The sequence below is a fragment of the Shewanella holmiensis genome, from assembly GCF_025370255.1.
Classification (GTDB): Bacteria; Pseudomonadota; Gammaproteobacteria; order Enterobacterales; family Shewanellaceae; genus Shewanella; species Shewanella holmiensis.
Window position 1 is genome coordinate 72,818 of the sequence record NZ_JAMTCD010000010.1, and the last position, 18,559, is coordinate 91,376.

Here is an 18,559-nt window from a genome sequence, read left to right on the forward strand (position 1 = left end):
TGGCACTCATCTATTTAAAACAAAACATGCCGAAAATGTTTACCACTTTATGGGTAATTCAAACGTAAACGGTTATTTTATATCGCAGTTTACTTTTATGCATATATAAAGTTATTGCGAGCTATGGTTTAAAAAAGTAGCAAGGATGCTTGTACATCACTATTAGGCTATTTAGCGCCATATTATTATATGTGGTTGTTTGCATTGTTATAGTCGATTACTGGGGGATAATCTCATATCACCAAACACCCTTGCTGAAAATGGTTATGCCATCATTTGCAATAAGTTGTTCAAACTATTTATCTGTAATTGCAAAGATGCAATTTGATTGGTTATTTCACTTTTTTTCAATTCACTAGGTTCGGTAGATGATTTAACCCATTGATAGACCGTTCTGGACGAAATCCCATAATTTTTAGCCACCTCTGAGAGTAACCGATTATGATTTTTAACTTGGTTAACCACTTCGCTGATCAGAGCTTGTGAATATTTGTGGCTTATGTGGTTGTGCATCGCAGTATTATGCATAGTCGTATTCACTTTTATTGAAATTGGCTTATTGGATTATCTATTTTCAACGTCCCACTGACTGACGCCAATATGAGCAATAAACTGATAATATTGGTGAATTTTTCTAGTAAATAAGCTACTAAATTGAAGTGTATGCACAAAAACATTGGATAACGTATTTAGGGGTAATGGTCTTATTTGCATAATAACTTCTCCTACAATTCAATCAGCATAAAAAACAAACTACCCAATTGTGGGTATACTTACTATATGAAAAGATTGTGCCAACTGTTGCAATTGTTTTTTTAGCAATAATATTAGTTAGTTATAATTTTATGGCTGAATTAAACTTATTTTACTTTGCAATGTATTGGTGCAATTGCACTAATTTGGTTTTAGCATCATTAGCCCGCAAGGGAGAAAGAACATCGCCAAATTCCGCTTAACTTTATCAATAAATGATCTTGAGGTAGTCTCAATGCCTTACTTCAAACTGACGCGTTACCTTGGGCCTCAACCTCTGGCAAATGGTGTGGAATTCAATTTCAATTTGTTAGCGAGTTTCTTAAGCGGAGTTTAGATTAAGCCGTTACGATGTTTTAGGTGTAAGGTCTAGCTTGATAGACATTGCTTTTCTCAAGTGTCATTGTAAAAAATGCCTGAAGATATAGAGGTTATATTGCCTTGAAATAGTTATGTTAACTTGGCTATGGTTTATTATTAGTGCAGTTAGTGCAGTTAGTGCAGTTAGTGCAGTTAGTGCAGTTAGTGCAGTTAGTGCAGTTGGGATTGTGGCAATTGGTATGTCGGTCAGATTGACACCACTAACGATGACAATTGTCGGTTGTTTGAGTGTTTAAAATAGTCTGAAGATCTACACTGGAAATTTGGCAGCAATAGTCAAAGAGATACCAATAAATGATAATTGTGGTTCAGTTAACACGTACCTTTAGGGTTAACAGCCTTCATCGAACTTAGCATTAATTAGCGCACATATTGCATCAAGCGCAGCTTGAGCATCTGGTCCATCAGCGGTGATATCAATTGTTTTACCTAGCCCACTTTCTAACATCAGTAAGCCTAAGACACTGGCTGCACTGGCCGTTTTGCTACCCTGAATCAAGGTGATATTGGCATCAAACTCATTGGCCAGTATCACCAGCTTGGTCGCGGCTCGAGCGTGTAACCCCAATTTATTTGAAATGGTGACTTGTCGTTGTAAAAGGCTCATAACACTGACTCCAATAATCGGCTAAATAACGTTATTTAACCTTATTTGCTAGTTCTCGGTGCCTTGCATGAACCGTATGCTTTTTATCATTCGAGAAACGTTTTGCCAGCTGATCAGCAATATACACAGAACGATGTTGTCCACCGGTACAGCCAATCGCGATGGTTAAGTAGCTGCGATTATTACGCTCAAGATGCGGCATCCAAGTTTCAAATAGATTTTCTATTTGCCAAATAAACTTATTGACTAAAGGCTGGTTGCCAAGGAATTCTTGTACTGGTTTATCGAGCCCTGTATAAGGCCGCAGTTCTATTTCCCAATGAGGATTAGGTAAAAAACGTACATCAAACATGAAGTCTGCTTCGGTTGGCATGCCATGTTTGAAGCCGAATGATTCAAAGTTAATGACTAACTCTTTATCAACACTGCCCATCAATATTTCACGTACTTGATCGCTCAATTCGTAAATGTTTAATGCTGAAGTATCAATATAATGGTCTACCACATTCGCGATAGGTTCTAATAACACCCCTTCTAATTTAATTGCTTCTTGAAGTGATATTTGATTCTTAGATAAAGGGTGTAACCGGCGGGTTTCGCTATAACGTTTAAGCAATACTTTGTCTGAAGAGTTTAAGAAAAAGCTACAGATTTCAGTATCGCTACCTAACTTAGCAAGTTGTTCTTGTAGTACTTTTCCTTGGTCGGCAATATTACGTACGTCGACACTAATCGCTATTTGATCGCGGCTGCCAGTAAGCTGGTCCAATAATGTTCCAATCAATGCCACAGGTAAATTATCGACACAGTAGTAACCAAGGTCTTCTAATACCCTTAGTGCGACAGACTTACCTGAACCAGAGCGGCCCGATACAATAACTAATTTCATGCAGTGATAACCTGATAGAGTTCAGTGGAGTTACTACTTTTACGTAACTGCTTGAGAATAAGTTTATCTGATAGCTTTTCTGCCATCGAAGATAAAGTGCTGAGGTGTTGTTGGCATTGTTCCGCTGGAACTAATAAGGCAAATAACAAATCAACGGGTTGTTTATCTATGGCATCAAATGGAATGGGTTCTTCACATTTAATAAAAATCGCAATGGGGTGTTCGATGGTCGTCAATCGACCATGAGGGATTGCAATGCCAGAGCCTATTCCTGTGCTACCCATTTTTTCTCTGGCCACTAGGCTTTCGAAAATCTCTTGCGAAGAAAGGGATGGGTACTGGGCAGCGACTAAATCGCTGATAAGTTCCAGTACCTTTTTCTTACTGCCCGGTGAGGCACAGGAGGTGCATTCCGGCTGCAGGATGGTACTAAGTTCCATCATTAATGCTTAGATAGTTTCTCTTTGTGTTTAATAACCTGACGATCGAGTTTGTCGATCAGGGCGTCTATAGCATGATACATGTCGGCATGCTCAGCAGCGGCAAATACTTCAGCGCCATTTAAGCTGACTTTTGCTTCTGCCTTTTGCTGTTGTTTTTCGACATTTAACACGACATGCACATTATGGATCTGATCGAAATGTCGTTCAAGCTTTGAAAATTTTGTAGTGACATATTCGCGTAATGATTCAGTAATTTCAACATGGTGACCTGTTAAATTTATTTGCATATTTATCCTCCAATTGCCTAGGTAGGTTATAAACTCTTACGTTGGTTTGAGGGAGGGATCATCATCGCTTCTCGGTATTTCGCGATAGTACGACGTGCAACATTAATCCCTTGTTCAGCCAAAAGATCAGCCATTTTGCTGTCGCTTAATGGTTTCTTTTGGTTTTCGGCAGCAACCAGTTTTTTTATAAAGGCTCTAATTGCTGTTGATGAGCACTCGCCGCCGTCGTCGGTACTGACGTGGCTAGAGAAAAAGTATTTTAATTCGAATAATCCACGTGGGGTATGCATGTACTTTTGGGTTGTTACCCTTGAAATCGTTGATTCATGCATTTCTACCGCTTCAGCTATGTCATTGAGTACCATAGGTTTCATGGCTTCTTCACCATACTCAAAAAAACCTTGTTGGAACTGGACAATGCAATTGGACACTTTTAATAAGGTGTCGTTGCGGCTTTCTAAACTTTTAATAAACCATTTAGCTTCTTGCAAGTGACCGCGAATAAATTGGCTGTCAGACTGACTTTTACTGCTTTTTGCCATCGCCGCATATTGCTGGTTTATACCAATTTTGGGCATATTGTCAGGATTTAATTCAACAACCCAACGACCATTCTTTTTCATCACCGAAACATCGGGGATAACATATTCATCATCCTGCGGGGTGATCATCGAACCAGGGCGTGGATTCAAAGATTGAATTAACTCAATAGCCTCACGAAGTTCATCTTCTTTTAACTTGGTTTTACGCATCAATGTGCGAAAGTCTCTGCCTGCAATTAAATCTAAATAATCTTTGATAAGCACTTTTGCGTTATCAATGTGAGGTGTATTGGGATCATATTGCATTAACTGGATCAGCAAACATTCACGGAGATCGCGAGAGGCAACGCCAATAGGATCAAAATGTTGGATACGTTTCAGTACCGCTTCAACTTCATCAAGCTCAACCGATTCGTCTCCCATTGCTTCTAAGATGTCTTCGGTGCTTTGGGTTAAATAACCTGTGTCGTCAATGGCATCGATGATGGCGGTGGCAATGGCTAGGTCGGTATCAGAAAAAGGAGTGAGATTCTTCTGCCATTCAAGGTGTTCGTACAAACCTTCTGAGGTTTCGCCTTGAAAAGGCATGTCATCGCTTGGCATGCTGCCCGATCCAGAACTGGCCATCGGAGATGCGGTGTACACTTCATCCCAGGTCGTATCCATAGGCAAATCATCAGACATTTGCTCTTTTGTCATCGATTCAGCTGTATCAACGCTTGAGGTGTCTTTTTCTATTGTTGGCGCGACTAGTTCACTAAAATCTGTTTCTGATTGGTTTTTTTGTTGGTCATTTTTGTTGTTAAATTCTGCAAATTCATCTTCCATTTCAAGCAAAGGGTTTGAGTCTAATGCTTGTTGAATTTCTTGCTGTAACTCCAAAGACGATAACTGCAGCAAACGAATCGCCTGTTGCAGTTGTGGGGTCATAGTCAGATGTTGACCCATTTTAAGTTGGAGTGACGCTTTCATTACTGCTGATCCCTAGAAGATTTCCGTTTGCTACACCGTTTCACACGAGTGTATTTCGCAAATGTTGTTTAAATACATTGTGAAACACCACAATAAAAGCTTACTGAAGTGTTGGTATTTTCAAAGCATCTATCTGTTGTGCTTACATTAACTATAGCTTGAATTGTTCGCCCAAGTATACTGCTCGTACTTGTTGATTGTTGAGTATTTCATCAGGTGTTCCCTCGGCAATGAGATTGCCTTGGCTGACAATATAAGCGCGCTCACAAACATCAAGGGTTTCGCGAACATTGTGGTCAGTAATGAGCACTCCAAGGCCACGACTTTTCAGTTGTTGAATAATTTTTTTAATATCAATAACTGAAATGGGGTCAACACCGGCAAAAGGTTCATCGAGTAAGATAAACTTAGGATTTGCGGCCAATGCACGTGCAATTTCAACTCGACGTCTTTCACCACCAGAAAGGGACATGCCTAAACTGTCTCGAATATGGGTGATATGAAATTCCTCTAAAAGACTTTCCAGCTCTTGAATTCGTTCATCCTGGCTTAATGATTTGCGCGTTTGCAGAACGGCCATAATGTTGTCATGAACGGTTAGCTTTCTAAAAATACTCGCTTCTTGTGGTAAATAGCCGATTCCTTTGCGAGCACGTAAATGCATTGGATCTGCAGTCAAATCATCATTATCAATTAAAATACGACCGTTATCACTTTTGACTAAACCTACCACCATATAAAAGGTGGTGGTTTTTCCGGCGCCATTAGGACCTAACAAGCCGACAATTTGGCCGGTTTTTACCGTTAAACTGACACTTTTTACAACTTGACGACTTTTATAGCTTTTAGCTAAATTTTCAGCGGTTAAGGTAATTTGGCTCATTGGTTACCTTGCTTTTTTAACGGAATTTCAGGAAGTTTTTGTTTCGGTACATCTTCGGTTTGGAAGTTTTCAGGCTGAATGATGGTAATAACACGGTCTTCTCCCTTACCGGTACTTTCTGCAATCAGCTCTTGGGCGGTGATATTGTAGCGAATAACATTTCCCGTCACTTTGCTACCGGCCTGATCTAACTTGGCATTGCCAGTTAATAATAAACCTGTCGTGGCTAGGTCGTAGCGGATCTCATTGGCACTGGCGGTGCCTATTCGACCATCATCTAATTCCTGCGAAAACGTTGCGGGATTACCAATAGCAATCAACGTTTTAGTTTGGCCATTTTCAGCTGAAAATGCGCGTAATTCATCGGCATTAATATTAATACTACCTTGGGTGATTTTTACTGGGCCATTAAAAATAATCTGGTTATTTTTAATGTCCGCACGTTGGCTTACCGCGGCAATTTTCAGCTCTTGTTGCAGATCGCCTTCTTTGGCCATGACGTTGTTCGCCAGTGCCGCGATAGCCAATGTTGCAAGAACACTGACCTTACAGAGTGATTTGGATAAAAACTTAATGTGGTTCATATGTTCCTTCTACCTCACTGAGCAAGGTAATTTCTTCTGCATTGAGATCGGCAAATAATCCTAAGCCATTAATTAAAAAACCATTACCTTTAATGATAACCGGATCTTCAGAGCGGCCAATCATGGTTTCTAAATCAAAGGTGACTTGCTGTGTTTCGAGCGATTGTAGCGGCTCTTCAATGTCAATGGCATTGATTATTACATCATTTTGTAAACTGACTTTATTTGTCTGTTGTTCAAGCGTGGCGTTTTTTGCGGTTATTTGCCATTGCGCTTTACCGTTTTGTGGATAAAGTAGCAATACGGGGTCAGTAAATAAAGTGGTATTAGTCATGGAGTAATGCTCCATGTGTGTAGCGCTCATTTTACTGTCGACTAAACCTAGCTTATTAAATTCTGTAGTATGCAGGTCATCAGCGACAAAATCAGGCCGCTCAATACGTGTGTCTACTACCAGTGCCATTTTGTTGCGTTTATCCTGTACCTGCCAGTACAAAGTTAACGCTAAGCCAAAGAATGCACAGATGGCGAGTGTGGTACGATTCATATACTCATACCGTGGGCATTTTCAAATTTGCCTTGGCTTAACAATAGTAAATCTGTGAGTTCACGCAATGCGCCATGACCGCCCTTGATGTGTGTTGTCATGTGGCAATGCATACGAACAAAGGGATGGCCATCAGCAACACAAACCGCTAAACCAACCACTTTCATAACTGGCAAATCAACCATGTCATCACCGATATAAGCGACTTCATCTGCAGCTACGTTATATTGCTTGATTAATGCTTCATACGGGACAAACTTATTATCAATACCTTGATAAATATCTTTTATACCCAGAGCGCTCATGCGGTTTTCGACGATTTGAGATTTACGTCCGGTAATAACGGCTACATTTATTCCACTTGTTAGTGCTGAACGAACACCGTAACCATCGCGGGTGTGAAAAGCTTTGGTTTCTTCACCACTGTTATTCAAATAAATGCGGCCATCAGAAAATACGCCGTCAACATCACAAATCAGCAGTTTAATTTTTTTCGCTCGCTGCCAAATATCATCGCTAATTGGGCCGTAAAAACCTTGATGGCTTGGCGTTTGAATTGTCATGTTTATATTACCCCTGCTTTAACCATATCGAGCATATTTAATGCGCCAATTGGTTGATGTTGTTCATTTACGACAATCAAACCATTGATGTTTTTCTCATCCATAATTTGCAGTGCTTGTGCAGCCAAGATGTTAGCCGGGCTTGTCACGCAGTGTTTGGTCATAACATGTGAAATAGGTGTGGTACGCAAGTTCACTTCAGCGTCAATCACCCGACGTAAATCACCATCGGTAAAAATACCGACTAATATATTGTTATCGTCGACAACGGCTGTCATGCCTAAGCCTTTATTGGATATTTCATACAGCGCTTCAGTAATACAGATATCCTGTTTAACCAAGGGTAAGTCGTTGCCCTGATGCATCACGTCATTTACTTTAAGCAGTAATTTTCGGCCCAAAGAGCCACCCGGATGGGATAAGGCAAAATCATCACGGGTAAAACCTTTTGCTTGTAATAAGGCTACCGCGAGCGCATCACCCATGACTAAAGTTGCTGTGGTACTTGATGTTGGTGCTAGCCCTAACGGACAAGCTTCTTCTGGCACTTCAATACACAAATGTAATTTGGCTAATTTTGCCATATTGGAGTCAGGTTTACCGGTAACGGCAATAACAGGTACTCCCATACGTTGTATTACTGGCATCAGTGTGAGTATTTCGCTTGATTCACCTGAGTTAGATATGGCCAGAATAATGTCATTTTTTGCCAAAGCCCCTAAATCACCGTGACTGGCTTCCCCAGGATGAACAAAAAATGCGGGTGTGCCAGTACTGGCAAAGGTTGCCGATATTTTATTGCCAATATGACCTGATTTTCCCATGCCCATGACAATGACTTTTCCTTTGCACTGCATGATTAATTCACATGCTTGTCCAAATGCTTCTGAATCAACAAATTGATAAAGATGTTCCAATGCTGCTTTTTCAATATCAATGACCTTGCGGCCCCATTGACGAAATTGAGTTTGGTTTGCCATGTTTGTCTCTCTTGGTAAAGTCCTTTACGCCCCTTTAATGAGCGGTGAAGACAACGTACTGGTACGCAATAAAGGTCAATAATAATAAAATGCCATGCCAACGAGTGAGTTGCTGCTTTGCGCCACTAGATAACACTAATACTGCTAATGCAATACTGGTGGCCAATACCATATAAAAATCTCTGTCGATTGCCGTTGCATCAACTTCACCTGGTGAGATTAGCCCTGGAATAGCGAGTACCGCAAGAATATTAAATAAATTCGAGCCAACTATGTTACCAATAGCTAAATCGTCTTCTTTTTTTAACACTCCGGCAATACATGCGGCAAGTTCAGGTAAACTGGTGCCAACAGCAATAATGGTTAATCCAATCACTAAATCAGATAATCCATAAATCTTTGCAATACCTACCGCACCATCTACCATCCAACCTGCTGATAACGGTAATAAAACCATACCGACGAGTATCCACATGATAGCACGAATTGTAGGGACATCCTTAGGGATCTCGGCATCCATTTCTTCGCCCATAATATCGGTGTCTTTATTGGTCATTGCTTGGTAAATAAACCAGCCCATGACAGACAAAAAGGCCACTAATAATATAATGCCTTCATAGCGGGCCAGCATGCCGTCGTGGATCAGATAACCGGCAAGCACTGTTGCCGCTAGCATCAATGGAATTTCTCGCTTCAGGGTTTTAGAACTTACGCTAATCGCCCCAAGCAAAGCAGTAAGACCAAGAATTAGGGTAATGTTTGCGATGTTAGAACCCAGCACATTACCGACGGCGGTATCATTCATGCCGTCCATTGATGCCGTTGCCGCAACAAACATTTCAGGTGCCGAGCTGCCCATTGCCACAATGGTTAAACCAATCAGCATTGGGGGTAAACCTAGGTTTCTTGCAAAGGCTGATGCCCCGTAAACAAATTTATCGGCACTAAATACCAGTACAGCTAGCCCAGCGCACAGCAACAAAATATTAACTAACATGTTATCCCTTTAATTTTCTAAACCCGTGTATTTTCGCTGCAAATGAGTCAAATTGAAAGCCACAAAAGGATGGAAGTGGTTTAATCATTAGCAAGTTAATCATTTATTAAGATTAAATTCATTTCAGATTAGCGGTTTTTAATCAGAGTAGGTTGTTAGGTAAGCAACATTCACGTAAAATTTAATCTTCATTTACATGCCAGGATGGCTGCTATCTCTTCGAATATCATGTCAGAGACACCGACAGTGCTGCAAAATCCGCTTGTTGAAATCAATCACCTTGCTTTTGGTTGGGGTAAGAAAGTCATTTATGATGACATTTCATTAACGATCCCCAGAGGTAAAGTTACCGCCATAATGGGGCCTAGCGGTATAGGGAAAACCACATTACTTAAGCTAATTGGTGCTCAGTTAACACCTGATAAAGGTGAAGTGCTATTTGACGGTCTGAATATGCACACCTTATCTCGAACTGAGCTATATCAAGTTCGCAAACGTATGAGTATGTTGTTTCAAAGTGGTGCGTTATTTACCGACATGAACGTGTTCGATAACGTGGCGTTTGCTTTGCGTGAGCATTCAAGTTTACCCGAATCGATTATCCGTTCCATTGTATTAATGAAGTTGCAAGCCGTTGGCCTGCGTGGTGCTGCTTTTATGATGCCAAGTGAGTTGTCTGGCGGGATGCAACGCCGCGCGGCATTAGCAAGAGCCATCGCATTAGAGCCTGAAATGGTGTTATATGATGAGCCTTTTGCAGGGCAAGACCCAATATCTATGGGTATGTTAGTTAAATTGATCCGTGAATTATCTGATTCGCTTAAGCTTACTTCTGTGGTGGTGTCTCACGATGTAAAAGAAGTATTGGGTATTGCGGATTATGTTTATGTGATTGCGAATAAAAAAGTGATTGCTGAGGGTACGCCGGAACAATTAAGGGCGTCCGATAACCCGCAATTAATCCAGTTTATTCAAGGTGCGCCAGATGGTCCGGTACCTTTTCATTATCCCGCAGCGGATTATCAACAGGAGTTGTTGAGTGAGTCCAATTAATTTAATTGCTGCTATTGGCCGTTATGCCATTGAGTTAGTAAGCAGTTATGGTAAAGCAGGGCTGATGTTATGGCGCGCTATTGCGCACATTCCCAATCCTAAAAAAGGCGTGCCTCTCGTCATTAAACAAATGTACGTACTGGGTGTGCGTTCAATGGTGATTATTTTAGTGTCGGGCTTATTTATTGGCATGGTTCTGGCCCTTCAAGGTTATAATATTTTAGTCGACTTTGGCACCGAAGACAGTCTCGGCCCTATGGTCGCGCTAAGCTTGCTACGAGAGTTAGGGCCCGTAGTCACAGCGTTGTTGTTTGCTGGGCGTGCCGGTTCTGCTTTAACTGCTGAAATCGGCTTAATGAAATCAACGGAGCAGCTATCAAGTTTAGAGATGATGGCAATTGACCCGCTTAGGCAAATTATTGCGCCTCGTTTTTGGGCTGGTGTGATCAGTATGCCGCTACTGGCGATGATGTTCAGCTTAGTGGGTATTTTCGGTGGCCACCTAGTGGGCGTTGAATGGAAAGGGATCGATACCGGTGCGTTTTGGTCGATATTACAAGCGTCTATTGAGTGGCGTGAAGATATCGTTAATTGCCTGATTAAAAGTACAGTTTTTGGCGTGGTAGTGACCTGGATTGCGTTATATCGCGGCTATGAAGTACAACCTAATCCAGAAGGTATCAGCCGTGCAACGACATCGACGGTAGTGCAAGCCAGTTTAGCTGTCCTCGCTTTGGACTTTTTGCTGACCGCATTAATGTTCGGAAATTAAGATAAATTCATTAACTATTTAAGTGGTTTAAGCGTATGTTGACACGGAAGATTGAGTTATTAGTAGGTCTGTTTTTGTTGTCAGGGGTATTGGCATTTTGTGTATTGGTTTTCAATGTTGCCAATGTAAAGGTGGATACCAAAGATAACCACTACACCTTAGTGGCCGAGTTTAATAATATTGGCGGTTTAAAAGTACGCGCCCCAGTTAAAGTGGGCGGTGTAGTAGTCGGGCGAGTGGCTGATATCACCTTAGATGATCGCAAACTTGTACCAATCGTGACCTTAACAATGGATAAGCGTTACGACCATTTCCCTGAAACCAGTAGCCTTTCAATTTTAACTTCTGGTTTATTGGGTGAGCAGTTTATTGGTTTAACCCCTGGCTTTGTCGATGATGACATTGAAATGCTGGGTAACGGTGATCGAGTTGAAGATACCCGTGGAGCGTTAATTTTAGAGGACCTTATTGGTCAATTGTTATATAGCATGTCTTCCAAAGATAAATAGGAGCGGTTCTATGCAAGCATTTTTAGTTCGTATTGTTAGCGCTGTGATATTGCTGGCCAGTACACAAGTTTGGGCTGAAGAAATTAACAACAAAGATCCATATGAGTTAATCAAACAAGTTGCTAACCAAACTTTCGATCGATTTAAACGCGATAAAGCCATTATTGATGAAGATCTTAGCCATTTGAAAGTGATCGTGGCTGAAGAACTTATGCCTTATGTTGACTACAAATATGCTGCTTATAAAGTGATGGGGCAGTATTTGCGCGAAACCACTGATGATCAACGTGCGCGTTTTGTTGAAGCATTTAAAGGTTATTTAATTGGCACCTATGCCCAAGCCTTAACGGAGTACACTGATCAAACAGTTGCCTTCGATCCCGCTCAAGATTTTAGCCAAGAAAAAATGGTAGATATCAGTGTGCAAATCATCGAACAAGGCCGCCCACCCATTAAAATTCAATTTAAAGCCCGTCGTCTTAAAGATGATTCTTGGAAAGCCTTTGATTTAGTCGCCGAGGGCGTAAGTTTGTTAGCCTCGAAGCAATCAGAAATATCCAATCTTATCCGCCAACAAGGTATTGAAGCTGTCATCACCATGCTACATGATAAAACTAAGCAGAAGATTGATCGCAAGGTTGAGCAAGAGGCAAAAGCAGCGTGATTGAATTCGAGCAACAAGGTAACACTTGCTTGGTCAAAGGTCGGTTAACCCAAGATGAGGTTATTGAATTATGGCCAAATCGACATCAACTGTTTACTGAATCTACTCAAGTGGTAGACTTGTCCGCTTTGACTTATGTTGATAGTGCAGGTGTTGCTATGCTGCTTGCACTTAAAGGGTTGAATATATCCGAGACTAACACAGCATCAACGCAGTATTCTCGCACGCTTATTCACCCTGCATCTCAATTACAAAAAATGATTGAGTTGTACGATTTAGACACTTTTTTTGCTGAGAATTCTCGTTAATCGTCTTAGCATTTTGTTAACTCTTCACGGTATCCTGACCATATAGGGTATTGAAATAAAGGTATATATTCATGGATTGCAAGGTTATTGAGCAAATTCTATCGGAAGCATTAGAGCTTACTGAAGTGCATGCTACGTCGGATGGAAGTCACTATAAAGTGGTGGCCGTTGGTGAATGTTTTGAAGGCATGAGCCGAGTCAAACAACAGCAAGCCATTTATGGTCCGTTAGCAGAAAATATTGCCAGTGGCGAGTTACACGCATTAACTATTAAGACATTTACGCCGACCCAGTGGAAGCGTGAAAAACTTTTCAATATGTAATTAGAGAGCCAAGTGGATAAATTAACCATAAAAGCAAGCCAGCCATTGTCTGGCAGTGTAGTTATTTCAGGTGCTAAAAATGCCGCCCTACCCATTTTGATGGCGGGTGTATTAGCTGAAACCGATTTTGTGCTATCTAATGTGCCTCATTTACGTGATGTCAGCACCAGCTGTAAGTTATTACGTTGTTTGGGAGCGGATGTTGATGAGCTGGGCCAAGGTAAAGTGCGGATCTCAACCACTAACCTGAATGAGTTTTGCGCGCCATATGACTTGGTGAAAACCATGCGTGCATCCATATTGATTTTAGGCCCATTACTTGCCCGTTACGGTACTGCAGATGTGTCATTGCCAGGTGGATGTGCTATCGGTGCTCGTCCAGTTAACCTTCATCTTCATGGCCTTGAGTTAATGGGCGCAAAGATTGAAGTTAAAGAAGGCTATATTAAGGCGCGTGTTGACGGCCGTTTAAAAGGTGCTCATATCTTTATGGATATGGTCAGCGTTGGCGCGACTGAAAACTTGCTTATGGCTGCTGCACTAGCAGACGGCACTACTGTTATCGAAAATGCTGCGCGCGAGCCTGAAGTATCTGATCTTGCACATTGTCTAGTGGCAATGGGTGCAAAAATTAGCGGTATTGGTTCAGCAACATTAACCATTGAAGGGGTCGAACGCCTTCAAGGTTGTGAATACCGTGTTATGCCAGATCGTATTGAAACAGGATCATTTTTAGTGGCCGCTGTGGTTACCCGTGGACATATTCGTTGCGAATCAGCCGATCCCGCGTCTCTTGAAGCCGTGCTTTCAAAGCTAGAAGATGCCGGTGCTAAAGTGACAACGGGTAAAGATTGGATTGAACTGGATATGCAAGGTAAACGCCCTAAAGCCGTGAATATTAAAACGGCGCCATATCCAGCGTTTCCTACCGATATGCAAGCTCAATTTTGTGTGCTTAACGCACTTGCTGAAGGGACTGGTCGTGTGACTGAAACAATTTTTGAAAATCGTTTTATGCATGTTCCAGAGCTTATTCGTATGGGCGCTAACATGGCCCTTGAAGGTAATACTTGTATTATTGAAGGAATTGAATCGTTAAACGGTGCGCAAGTGATGGCAACTGACTTACGGGCTTCTGCCAGTCTAGTTATTGCTGGCTTAATGGCTGAAGGTACGACAACGGTTGACCGTATCTATCATCTTGATCGCGGTTATGAGCATATTGAAGCGAAGTTTAAAGGATTGGGCGGCGAAGTTATCCGCGTGTCTTAATTAGAAAATGAGTCGCTATTAGTATTAAAAAAGCCATCAAAAGATAATTTTGATGGCTTTTTTATCAGATACAGTTGGCTTATTGTTCGAAAGAATTTTTCTCAACAACGAATACAGGTATTTGCTGTTTTTGTCCCTGGCGAATAACGGTTAATATAACTTTGGTACCTGGCGGGGTTTCAGCAATTTTATCCATCAACATTTCAACACCGGGTATTTCATCATCACCATAGGCAATAATCACATCTCTAGGCTGAATTTCTGCATTCGCTGCAGGTCCATCAGGATCAATACCTGTAACAAACACGCCTTTTAAATCAGGTAAATTCAGAATTTGAGCAACCACTGGGGTTAATGGCTCACCTGAAATGCCAATCGCGCCACGAATAACACGACCATCGGCAATCAGTTTGTCCATAATACTATGTGCTAGCTTAATGGGGATTGCAAAGCTGATGCCATTGCCACTATTATCTCCACCCACTTTAAATGCTGCGGTATTGATACCAATTAACTCCCCACCAGTATCAATTAATGCGCCGCCAGAGTTACCTGCATTGATGGCTGCATCCGTTTGTAAAAAATCCAGATAACCGGAGCTTAAACCACTGCGACCCGTTGCACTAATAATCCCTTGGGTGATTGTTTGGCCTAAGTTATACGGGTTACCAATCGCCAGCACCACATCACCCACTAAAGCCGGATTGGTTAAGTTAATTGGCACAACAGGTAAGTTATCACCTTCAATTTTCAACACGGCTAAATCAGTTTCAGGATCGCTACCAACAACTTCGGAGGTAAATCTACGTCCATCTTGTAATGCGATGACAATTTCATCAGCGCGCTTGATTACATGGTAGTTGGTAAGAATATATCCTTGTGGGCTCATGATCACACCAGACCCTAAGCCCTGCAGTGAGCTAGAGTTAAGTGGAGAGCGTTGATCTATACTTAAACTGTAAATATTGACAACCGCAGGGGCGGCACGGCGTACTGCTTTTGCAAATGATAATTCATTATTTGCACGGGTATTTTGCGAGAAACCACTCTTGAACGGACTGCCTTCAAAAGACGTTGCAATTAAAAAAACGGCAGCCATGATTAAACCAAACAAAGTGGCCTTGCCTAAGTAAATGCAAATGTCTTTAAAATTCATAGTCTGCTTGGTGTGGGGAAATTAGGCTTGATAGTAGCATAGGATAAATAATTAAGCATCGAGGATGATGGCTCGATGCTTAATTTACTGAATGCTAACATTGGGTTAAGTTGCCTTATTTCACATAAGGCATCAATCTTAACGAAGTATCAGATAGCTTAAATTATTATCACGTAATATTTTAAGGGCTACAGAGCCTTGCTGTTTTTCCAGTAATCCTTTGAAGGCTTTCAAATCTTTAATCGGCGTGCGGTTAATACCGACAATGAAATCACCTTTTTGTAAGCCTGACATAGCCGCCGGAGAACCTTGGGCAACGTCTGTTATTTCAACACCTTTACTACCAGTTTGCAGCGTCGCACCCTGAAGCATAGGGTGTAATGCCCCCGCAGCGGCTTCAACAGATTCGGCTTTGCCTAGGGTTGCTTTGATATTTTTGTTATCACCATCACGAATGATACCAAAATCGACTTTGACGCCAGCCCCCATCGTCGCAACTTTTGCACGCAGTTCTTGGAAGGATTTTATTTTACGGCCATTAACGCTAATAATAATGTCGCCCGCTTTAATCCCCGCTTTTGCTGCAGCACTATCAGGCACAACTTCATTTACAAAAGCACCATGTTGGGTTTCTAATCCAAAGGCTTTTGCCAGCTCTTTATCTAAATCGCGACCAGCAACGCCAAGCACTCCGCGTCTTACTTCACCATGTTCGATAATCTGGCTAACAAGGCTATTAACCATATTGGCTGGAATGGCAAAACCGATCCCTACGTTACCGCCATTTGGCGCCACAATTGCGGTATTGATCCCCATTAGTTCACCATTGAGGTTGACCAACGCTCCGCCAGAGTTACCACTGTTAATAGAAGCATCGGTTTGAATGAAGTTTTCTAGCATTTCAATGCCTAAACCACTGCGACCTAGTGCACTGACAATACCGGAAGTCACTGTTTGACCTAATCCAAATGGATTACCAATCGCCACGGCAAAATCGCCAACGCGGACTTCATCAGAATCAGTTTGTTTGATTGCCGTTAGATTTTTTGCCTCAATTTGTAATAAGGCAATGTCTGATTCTTTATCTGCACCAATTAACTTGGCTTCGACTTCGCGGCCATCACTTAAACCAATTTGAATATCATCAGCACCGTTAATGACGTGATTGTTCGTTACGATGTAACCTTTTTCGGCATCAATAATAACGCCTGAGCCTAAGCCTCTAAAGGGTCTTTCTTTTACTTGTTCTTGTGGAGCATTGGGTCCAAAGAAGTAGCGAAATACATCAGGTACTTGCTGCTTAGAAACCTGAGTGCCTGACACCGCGACAGATACTACAGCAGGTGTGGTGCGTTCTAACATGGGCGCTAAACTTGGTAACGTTTGACCATCGACCGACATGGGAATGGCTGCGTGAGATGCAACAGGCATCATGGTTAAAGAAGCGGTTAATAAGGTAGCTGAAAGTAAGCTAAGTTTCGTTTTCATTAATTATGGCTCCTGAGGATTCAAGCTAATGATAAAAATATGGTGCTTGAATTCATTAAATAAAAGTTAAATATCGTTAATCAAAAAATTGAGAGAAGCAGGTTTCATAAACCCGTGTCCAACTAGAATGTAGATAAATAAAGTAATCGATTAGTTACTGAGATACGTATGTGTTTCATTAGTTCATTAACTATTAACAAAGGTTAATTTAATCGGTTTTAGCGGTTACTTGCTGGTTAACTTTAATGCTATTATGCGGCATATCTATTGATGTAGTGAGTTTATAGTAGTGACACAGTTAACCCCTTGGCAGCATTACCAACAAGACCTCAGTCGTGATGACTTTTCCCATGATCCCGCGCAAGAACAAGCCGTTAAGTCATTGCAGCGTGTATATGACGAACTCATTACTGCTGAAAAGCCGGTTTCAGGTTTATCGAAAATGCTATCTGTATTTGCAAAAAAGCCTGCAAACTTAGTCACAGGTTTGTATTTGTGGGGCGGAGTAGGGCGAGGTAAAACCTACTTAATGGATACCTTCTATGATGCCTTACCAGGAGACAAAAAACTCAGAGCGCATTTTCATCGTTTTATGCATCAATTGCATCATGATTTAGGTGAGTTAAAAGGGGTACAAGATCCGTTACTCACAATTGCCAATAGAATGGCAAAACAATACAAGGTAATTTGCTTTGACGAGTTTTTTGTTTCTGACATTACCGATGCAATGTTATTAGGCACTCTGTTCCAGGCTTTATTTAAAGAGGGCGTCGCGCTGGTTGCAACCTCAAATATTATTCCCGATGAGTTATATAAAAATGGCCTACAACGTGCGCGTTTTTTGCCAGCTATTGCATTAATTAATCAGCATTGTGAAATTTTGAATGTGGATTCGGGAATTGATTATCGTTTAAGAACCCTAGAACAAGCTGAAATTTATCACTTTCCACTTGATGAACAAGCCGATTTGAATTTACAAACTTATTTCAAGCAGCTGGCGCCGGAGTCGGAAGTGTTTACCGCCGCGATTGAAGTCGATGGACGTGCTATTGCGATCCGAAAGCAATCTCAAGGGGTATTATTGGCTAACTTTAGAGACTTGTGTGATGGGCCTCGTTCTCAGCGAGACTATATGGAGATAGCGAGGTTATATCATACCGTTTTACTCAGTGGTCTAGAGCAAATGGGCGATCAACTCACAGGTGATGATATTGCTAGGCGTTTCTTGGCAATGGTGGATGAGTTTTACGAGCGCAATGTTAAATTAATCATCTCAGCACAAGTCCCATTGGAAGAAATATACACCCAAGGATTGCTGAATTTTGAATTTAGACGATGTCGCTCAAGATTAATTGAAATGCAATCGCATGATTATTTAGCACTAGAACATTTACCCTAAAGTTAGCTGGCAGTAATGCTGTGAGTATTTTGTATATAAAATACTCACAAAATTGCCGATAAAACGATCAAAATATTTATCGATTTTAATAAAAAGCAGGTGATTTTTGAGGATTCTTTGCGTATAATCCGCCACCTGCCCTCGTTACTCCGCCGAATTGGGCGGAAGTTTTAAGCCAATATTCATG

Annotated in this window: 23 protein-coding genes; 8 read left to right on the forward strand and 15 right to left on the reverse strand. The window is 41.4% G+C overall.

The features are described 5' to 3' along the window. Positions 1–264: 264 nt before the first annotated feature. The 13 genes from NE535_RS09720 to NE535_RS09780 all read right to left on the reverse strand — a co-directional run bounded on the left by NE535_RS09720 (position 265) and on the right by NE535_RS09780 (position 9,428). The gene (locus NE535_RS09720; RefSeq protein WP_342454511.1) at positions 265–528 is read right to left on the reverse strand and encodes a transposase; all 264 of its coding nucleotides are present in this window, start codon (positions 526–528) and stop codon (positions 265–267) included. Between the two features lie 36 nt (positions 529–564). Next, positions 565–714 (reverse strand): hypothetical protein, encoded by a 150-nt coding sequence (locus NE535_RS09725; RefSeq protein ID WP_261298445.1) that lies wholly within the window; start codon positions 712–714, stop codon positions 565–567. Positions 715–1,465: 751 nt separating this feature from the next. Next, entirely contained in the window at positions 1,466–1,741 is a 276-nt protein-coding gene (locus NE535_RS09730) for an HPr family phosphocarrier protein (protein WP_261298446.1), read from the reverse strand. 31 nt (positions 1,742–1,772) lie between these two features. After that, positions 1,773–2,630, reverse strand: coding sequence for an RNase adapter RapZ (gene rapZ / locus NE535_RS09735; RefSeq protein ID WP_261298447.1), 858 nt, complete (start codon positions 2,628–2,630; stop codon positions 1,773–1,775). Beyond that, positions 2,627–3,070 (reverse strand): PTS IIA-like nitrogen regulatory protein PtsN, encoded by a 444-nt coding sequence (ptsN, locus tag NE535_RS09740; RefSeq protein ID WP_261298448.1) that lies wholly within the window; start codon positions 3,068–3,070, stop codon positions 2,627–2,629. The genes rapZ and ptsN overlap by 4 nt, the downstream gene beginning before the upstream one ends. A gap of 2 nt (positions 3,071–3,072) precedes the next feature. After that, a complete protein-coding gene (gene hpf, locus NE535_RS09745) occupies positions 3,073–3,360 on the reverse strand; it encodes a ribosome hibernation promoting factor (RefSeq protein ID WP_261298449.1) in 288 nt (95 codons plus the stop codon). Between the two features lie 26 nt (positions 3,361–3,386). Further along, the gene (locus NE535_RS09750; RefSeq protein WP_261298450.1) at positions 3,387–4,874 is read right to left on the reverse strand and encodes an RNA polymerase factor sigma-54; all 1,488 of its coding nucleotides are present in this window, start codon (positions 4,872–4,874) and stop codon (positions 3,387–3,389) included. Positions 4,875–5,025: 151 nt separating this feature from the next. Continuing rightward, entirely contained in the window at positions 5,026–5,757 is a 732-nt protein-coding gene (lptB, locus tag NE535_RS09755; protein ID WP_261298451.1) for an LPS export ABC transporter ATP-binding protein, read from the reverse strand. After that, positions 5,754–6,341: a lipopolysaccharide transport periplasmic protein LptA gene (gene lptA, locus NE535_RS09760; protein ID WP_425347452.1), complete on the reverse strand. Its 588-nt coding sequence runs from the start codon at positions 6,339–6,341 to the stop codon at positions 5,754–5,756. The genes lptB and lptA overlap by 4 nt, the downstream gene beginning before the upstream one ends. Beyond that, positions 6,328–6,888, reverse strand: coding sequence for an LPS export ABC transporter periplasmic protein LptC (gene lptC, locus NE535_RS09765; protein ID WP_261298452.1), 561 nt, complete (start codon positions 6,886–6,888; stop codon positions 6,328–6,330). Before lptC ends, lptA begins: the two co-directional genes overlap by 14 nt. Then, a complete protein-coding gene (gene kdsC / locus NE535_RS09770; protein WP_261298453.1) occupies positions 6,885–7,451 on the reverse strand; it encodes a 3-deoxy-manno-octulosonate-8-phosphatase KdsC in 567 nt (188 codons plus the stop codon). Before kdsC ends, lptC begins: the two co-directional genes overlap by 4 nt. A gap of 2 nt (positions 7,452–7,453) precedes the next feature. Next, entirely contained in the window at positions 7,454–8,431 is a 978-nt protein-coding gene (locus NE535_RS09775; RefSeq protein ID WP_261298454.1) for a KpsF/GutQ family sugar-phosphate isomerase, read from the reverse strand. 34 nt (positions 8,432–8,465) lie between these two features. After that, positions 8,466–9,428, reverse strand: coding sequence for a calcium/sodium antiporter (locus NE535_RS09780; protein WP_261298455.1), 963 nt, complete (start codon positions 9,426–9,428; stop codon positions 8,466–8,468). A gap of 228 nt (positions 9,429–9,656) precedes the next feature. On the opposite strand from NE535_RS09780, the gene NE535_RS09785 reads away from it, so the two are divergent. The 7 genes from NE535_RS09785 (at position 9,657) to murA (ending at position 14,329) form a co-directional block, all read left to right on the forward strand. After that, positions 9,657–10,481 (forward strand): ATP-binding cassette domain-containing protein, encoded by an 825-nt coding sequence (locus NE535_RS09785; protein ID WP_261298499.1) that lies wholly within the window; start codon positions 9,657–9,659, stop codon positions 10,479–10,481. Then, positions 10,468–11,253 (forward strand): lipid asymmetry maintenance ABC transporter permease subunit MlaE, encoded by a 786-nt coding sequence (mlaE, locus tag NE535_RS09790; RefSeq protein WP_261298456.1) that lies wholly within the window; start codon positions 10,468–10,470, stop codon positions 11,251–11,253. The genes NE535_RS09785 and mlaE overlap by 14 nt, the downstream gene beginning before the upstream one ends. Before the next feature lie 35 nt (positions 11,254–11,288). After that, complete coding sequence (gene mlaD / locus NE535_RS09795; RefSeq protein ID WP_261298457.1) at positions 11,289–11,762, forward strand: outer membrane lipid asymmetry maintenance protein MlaD; 474 nt, start codon at positions 11,289–11,291, stop codon at positions 11,760–11,762. A gap of 10 nt (positions 11,763–11,772) precedes the next feature. Then, positions 11,773–12,426 carry an MlaC/ttg2D family ABC transporter substrate-binding protein gene (locus tag NE535_RS09800; protein WP_261298458.1) on the forward strand — a complete coding sequence of 218 codons (654 nt, stop codon included), beginning with the start codon at positions 11,773–11,775 and terminating at the stop codon, positions 12,424–12,426. Further along, the gene (locus NE535_RS09805) at positions 12,423–12,734 is read left to right on the forward strand and encodes an STAS domain-containing protein (protein WP_261298459.1); all 312 of its coding nucleotides are present in this window, start codon (positions 12,423–12,425) and stop codon (positions 12,732–12,734) included. The genes NE535_RS09800 and NE535_RS09805 overlap by 4 nt, the downstream gene beginning before the upstream one ends. A gap of 71 nt (positions 12,735–12,805) precedes the next feature. Beyond that, positions 12,806–13,057 carry a BolA family protein gene (locus tag NE535_RS09810; RefSeq protein ID WP_261298460.1) on the forward strand — a complete coding sequence of 84 codons (252 nt, stop codon included), beginning with the start codon at positions 12,806–12,808 and terminating at the stop codon, positions 13,055–13,057. Between the two features lie 12 nt (positions 13,058–13,069). After that, the gene (gene murA, locus NE535_RS09815; protein WP_261298461.1) at positions 13,070–14,329 is read left to right on the forward strand and encodes a UDP-N-acetylglucosamine 1-carboxyvinyltransferase; all 1,260 of its coding nucleotides are present in this window, start codon (positions 13,070–13,072) and stop codon (positions 14,327–14,329) included. Positions 14,330–14,408: 79 nt separating this feature from the next. Here murA and degS read toward each other — a convergent pair whose 3' ends face one another. Then, positions 14,409–15,485, reverse strand: a complete 1,077-nt coding sequence (gene degS / locus NE535_RS09820) for an outer membrane-stress sensor serine endopeptidase DegS (RefSeq protein WP_261298462.1) — start codon at positions 15,483–15,485, stop codon at positions 14,409–14,411. 138 nt (positions 15,486–15,623) lie between these two features. After that, positions 15,624–16,973: a Do family serine endopeptidase DegQ gene (degQ, locus tag NE535_RS09825; RefSeq protein ID WP_261298463.1), complete on the reverse strand. Its 1,350-nt coding sequence runs from the start codon at positions 16,971–16,973 to the stop codon at positions 15,624–15,626. Positions 16,974–17,262: 289 nt separating this feature from the next. Here degQ and zapE point away from each other — a divergent pair, with 289 nt between their 5' ends. Continuing rightward, entirely contained in the window at positions 17,263–18,372 is a 1,110-nt protein-coding gene (zapE, locus tag NE535_RS09830; RefSeq protein ID WP_261298464.1) for a cell division protein ZapE, read from the forward strand. The last annotated feature ends 187 nt before the right edge of the window (positions 18,373–18,559 follow it).

What these genes read in the sequence shown, in the direction of transcription:
- degS (WP_261298462.1), bottom strand. Translation starts at nt 15,485, where the DNA reads ATGAATTTTAAAGACATTTGCATTTACTTAGGCAAGGCCACTTTGTTT.
- NE535_RS09720 (WP_342454511.1), bottom strand. Translation starts at nt 528, where the DNA reads ATGCATAATACTGCGATGCACAACCACATAAGCCACAAATATTCACAA.
- NE535_RS09750 (WP_261298450.1), bottom strand. Translation starts at nt 4,874, where the DNA reads ATGAAAGCGTCACTCCAACTTAAAATGGGTCAACATCTGACTATGACC.
- NE535_RS09725 (WP_261298445.1), bottom strand. Translation starts at nt 714, where the DNA reads ATGCAAATAAGACCATTACCCCTAAATACGTTATCCAATGTTTTTGTG.
- lptA (WP_425347452.1), bottom strand. Translation starts at nt 6,341, where the DNA reads ATGAACCACATTAAGTTTTTATCCAAATCACTCTGTAAGGTCAGTGTT.
- ptsN (WP_261298448.1), bottom strand. Translation starts at nt 3,070, where the DNA reads ATGGAACTTAGTACCATCCTGCAGCCGGAATGCACCTCCTGTGCCTCA.
- NE535_RS09730 (WP_261298446.1), bottom strand. Translation starts at nt 1,741, where the DNA reads ATGAGCCTTTTACAACGACAAGTCACCATTTCAAATAAATTGGGGTTA.
- NE535_RS09775 (WP_261298454.1), bottom strand. Translation starts at nt 8,431, where the DNA reads ATGGCAAACCAAACTCAATTTCGTCAATGGGGCCGCAAGGTCATTGAT.
- rapZ (WP_261298447.1), bottom strand. Translation starts at nt 2,630, where the DNA reads ATGAAATTAGTTATTGTATCGGGCCGCTCTGGTTCAGGTAAGTCTGTC.
- lptB (WP_261298451.1), bottom strand. Translation starts at nt 5,757, where the DNA reads ATGAGCCAAATTACCTTAACCGCTGAAAATTTAGCTAAAAGCTATAAA.
- NE535_RS09785 (WP_261298499.1), top strand. Translation starts at nt 9,657, where the DNA reads ATGTCAGAGACACCGACAGTGCTGCAAAATCCGCTTGTTGAAATCAAT.
- kdsC (WP_261298453.1), bottom strand. Translation starts at nt 7,451, where the DNA reads ATGACAATTCAAACGCCAAGCCATCAAGGTTTTTACGGCCCAATTAGC.
- degQ (WP_261298463.1), bottom strand. Translation starts at nt 16,973, where the DNA reads ATGAAAACGAAACTTAGCTTACTTTCAGCTACCTTATTAACCGCTTCT.
- NE535_RS09810 (WP_261298460.1), top strand. Translation starts at nt 12,806, where the DNA reads ATGGATTGCAAGGTTATTGAGCAAATTCTATCGGAAGCATTAGAGCTT.
- mlaD (WP_261298457.1), top strand. Translation starts at nt 11,289, where the DNA reads ATGTTGACACGGAAGATTGAGTTATTAGTAGGTCTGTTTTTGTTGTCA.
- NE535_RS09800 (WP_261298458.1), top strand. Translation starts at nt 11,773, where the DNA reads ATGCAAGCATTTTTAGTTCGTATTGTTAGCGCTGTGATATTGCTGGCC.
- NE535_RS09780 (WP_261298455.1), bottom strand. Translation starts at nt 9,428, where the DNA reads ATGTTAGTTAATATTTTGTTGCTGTGCGCTGGGCTAGCTGTACTGGTA.
- hpf (WP_261298449.1), bottom strand. Translation starts at nt 3,360, where the DNA reads ATGCAAATAAATTTAACAGGTCACCATGTTGAAATTACTGAATCATTA.
- lptC (WP_261298452.1), bottom strand. Translation starts at nt 6,888, where the DNA reads ATGAATCGTACCACACTCGCCATCTGTGCATTCTTTGGCTTAGCGTTA.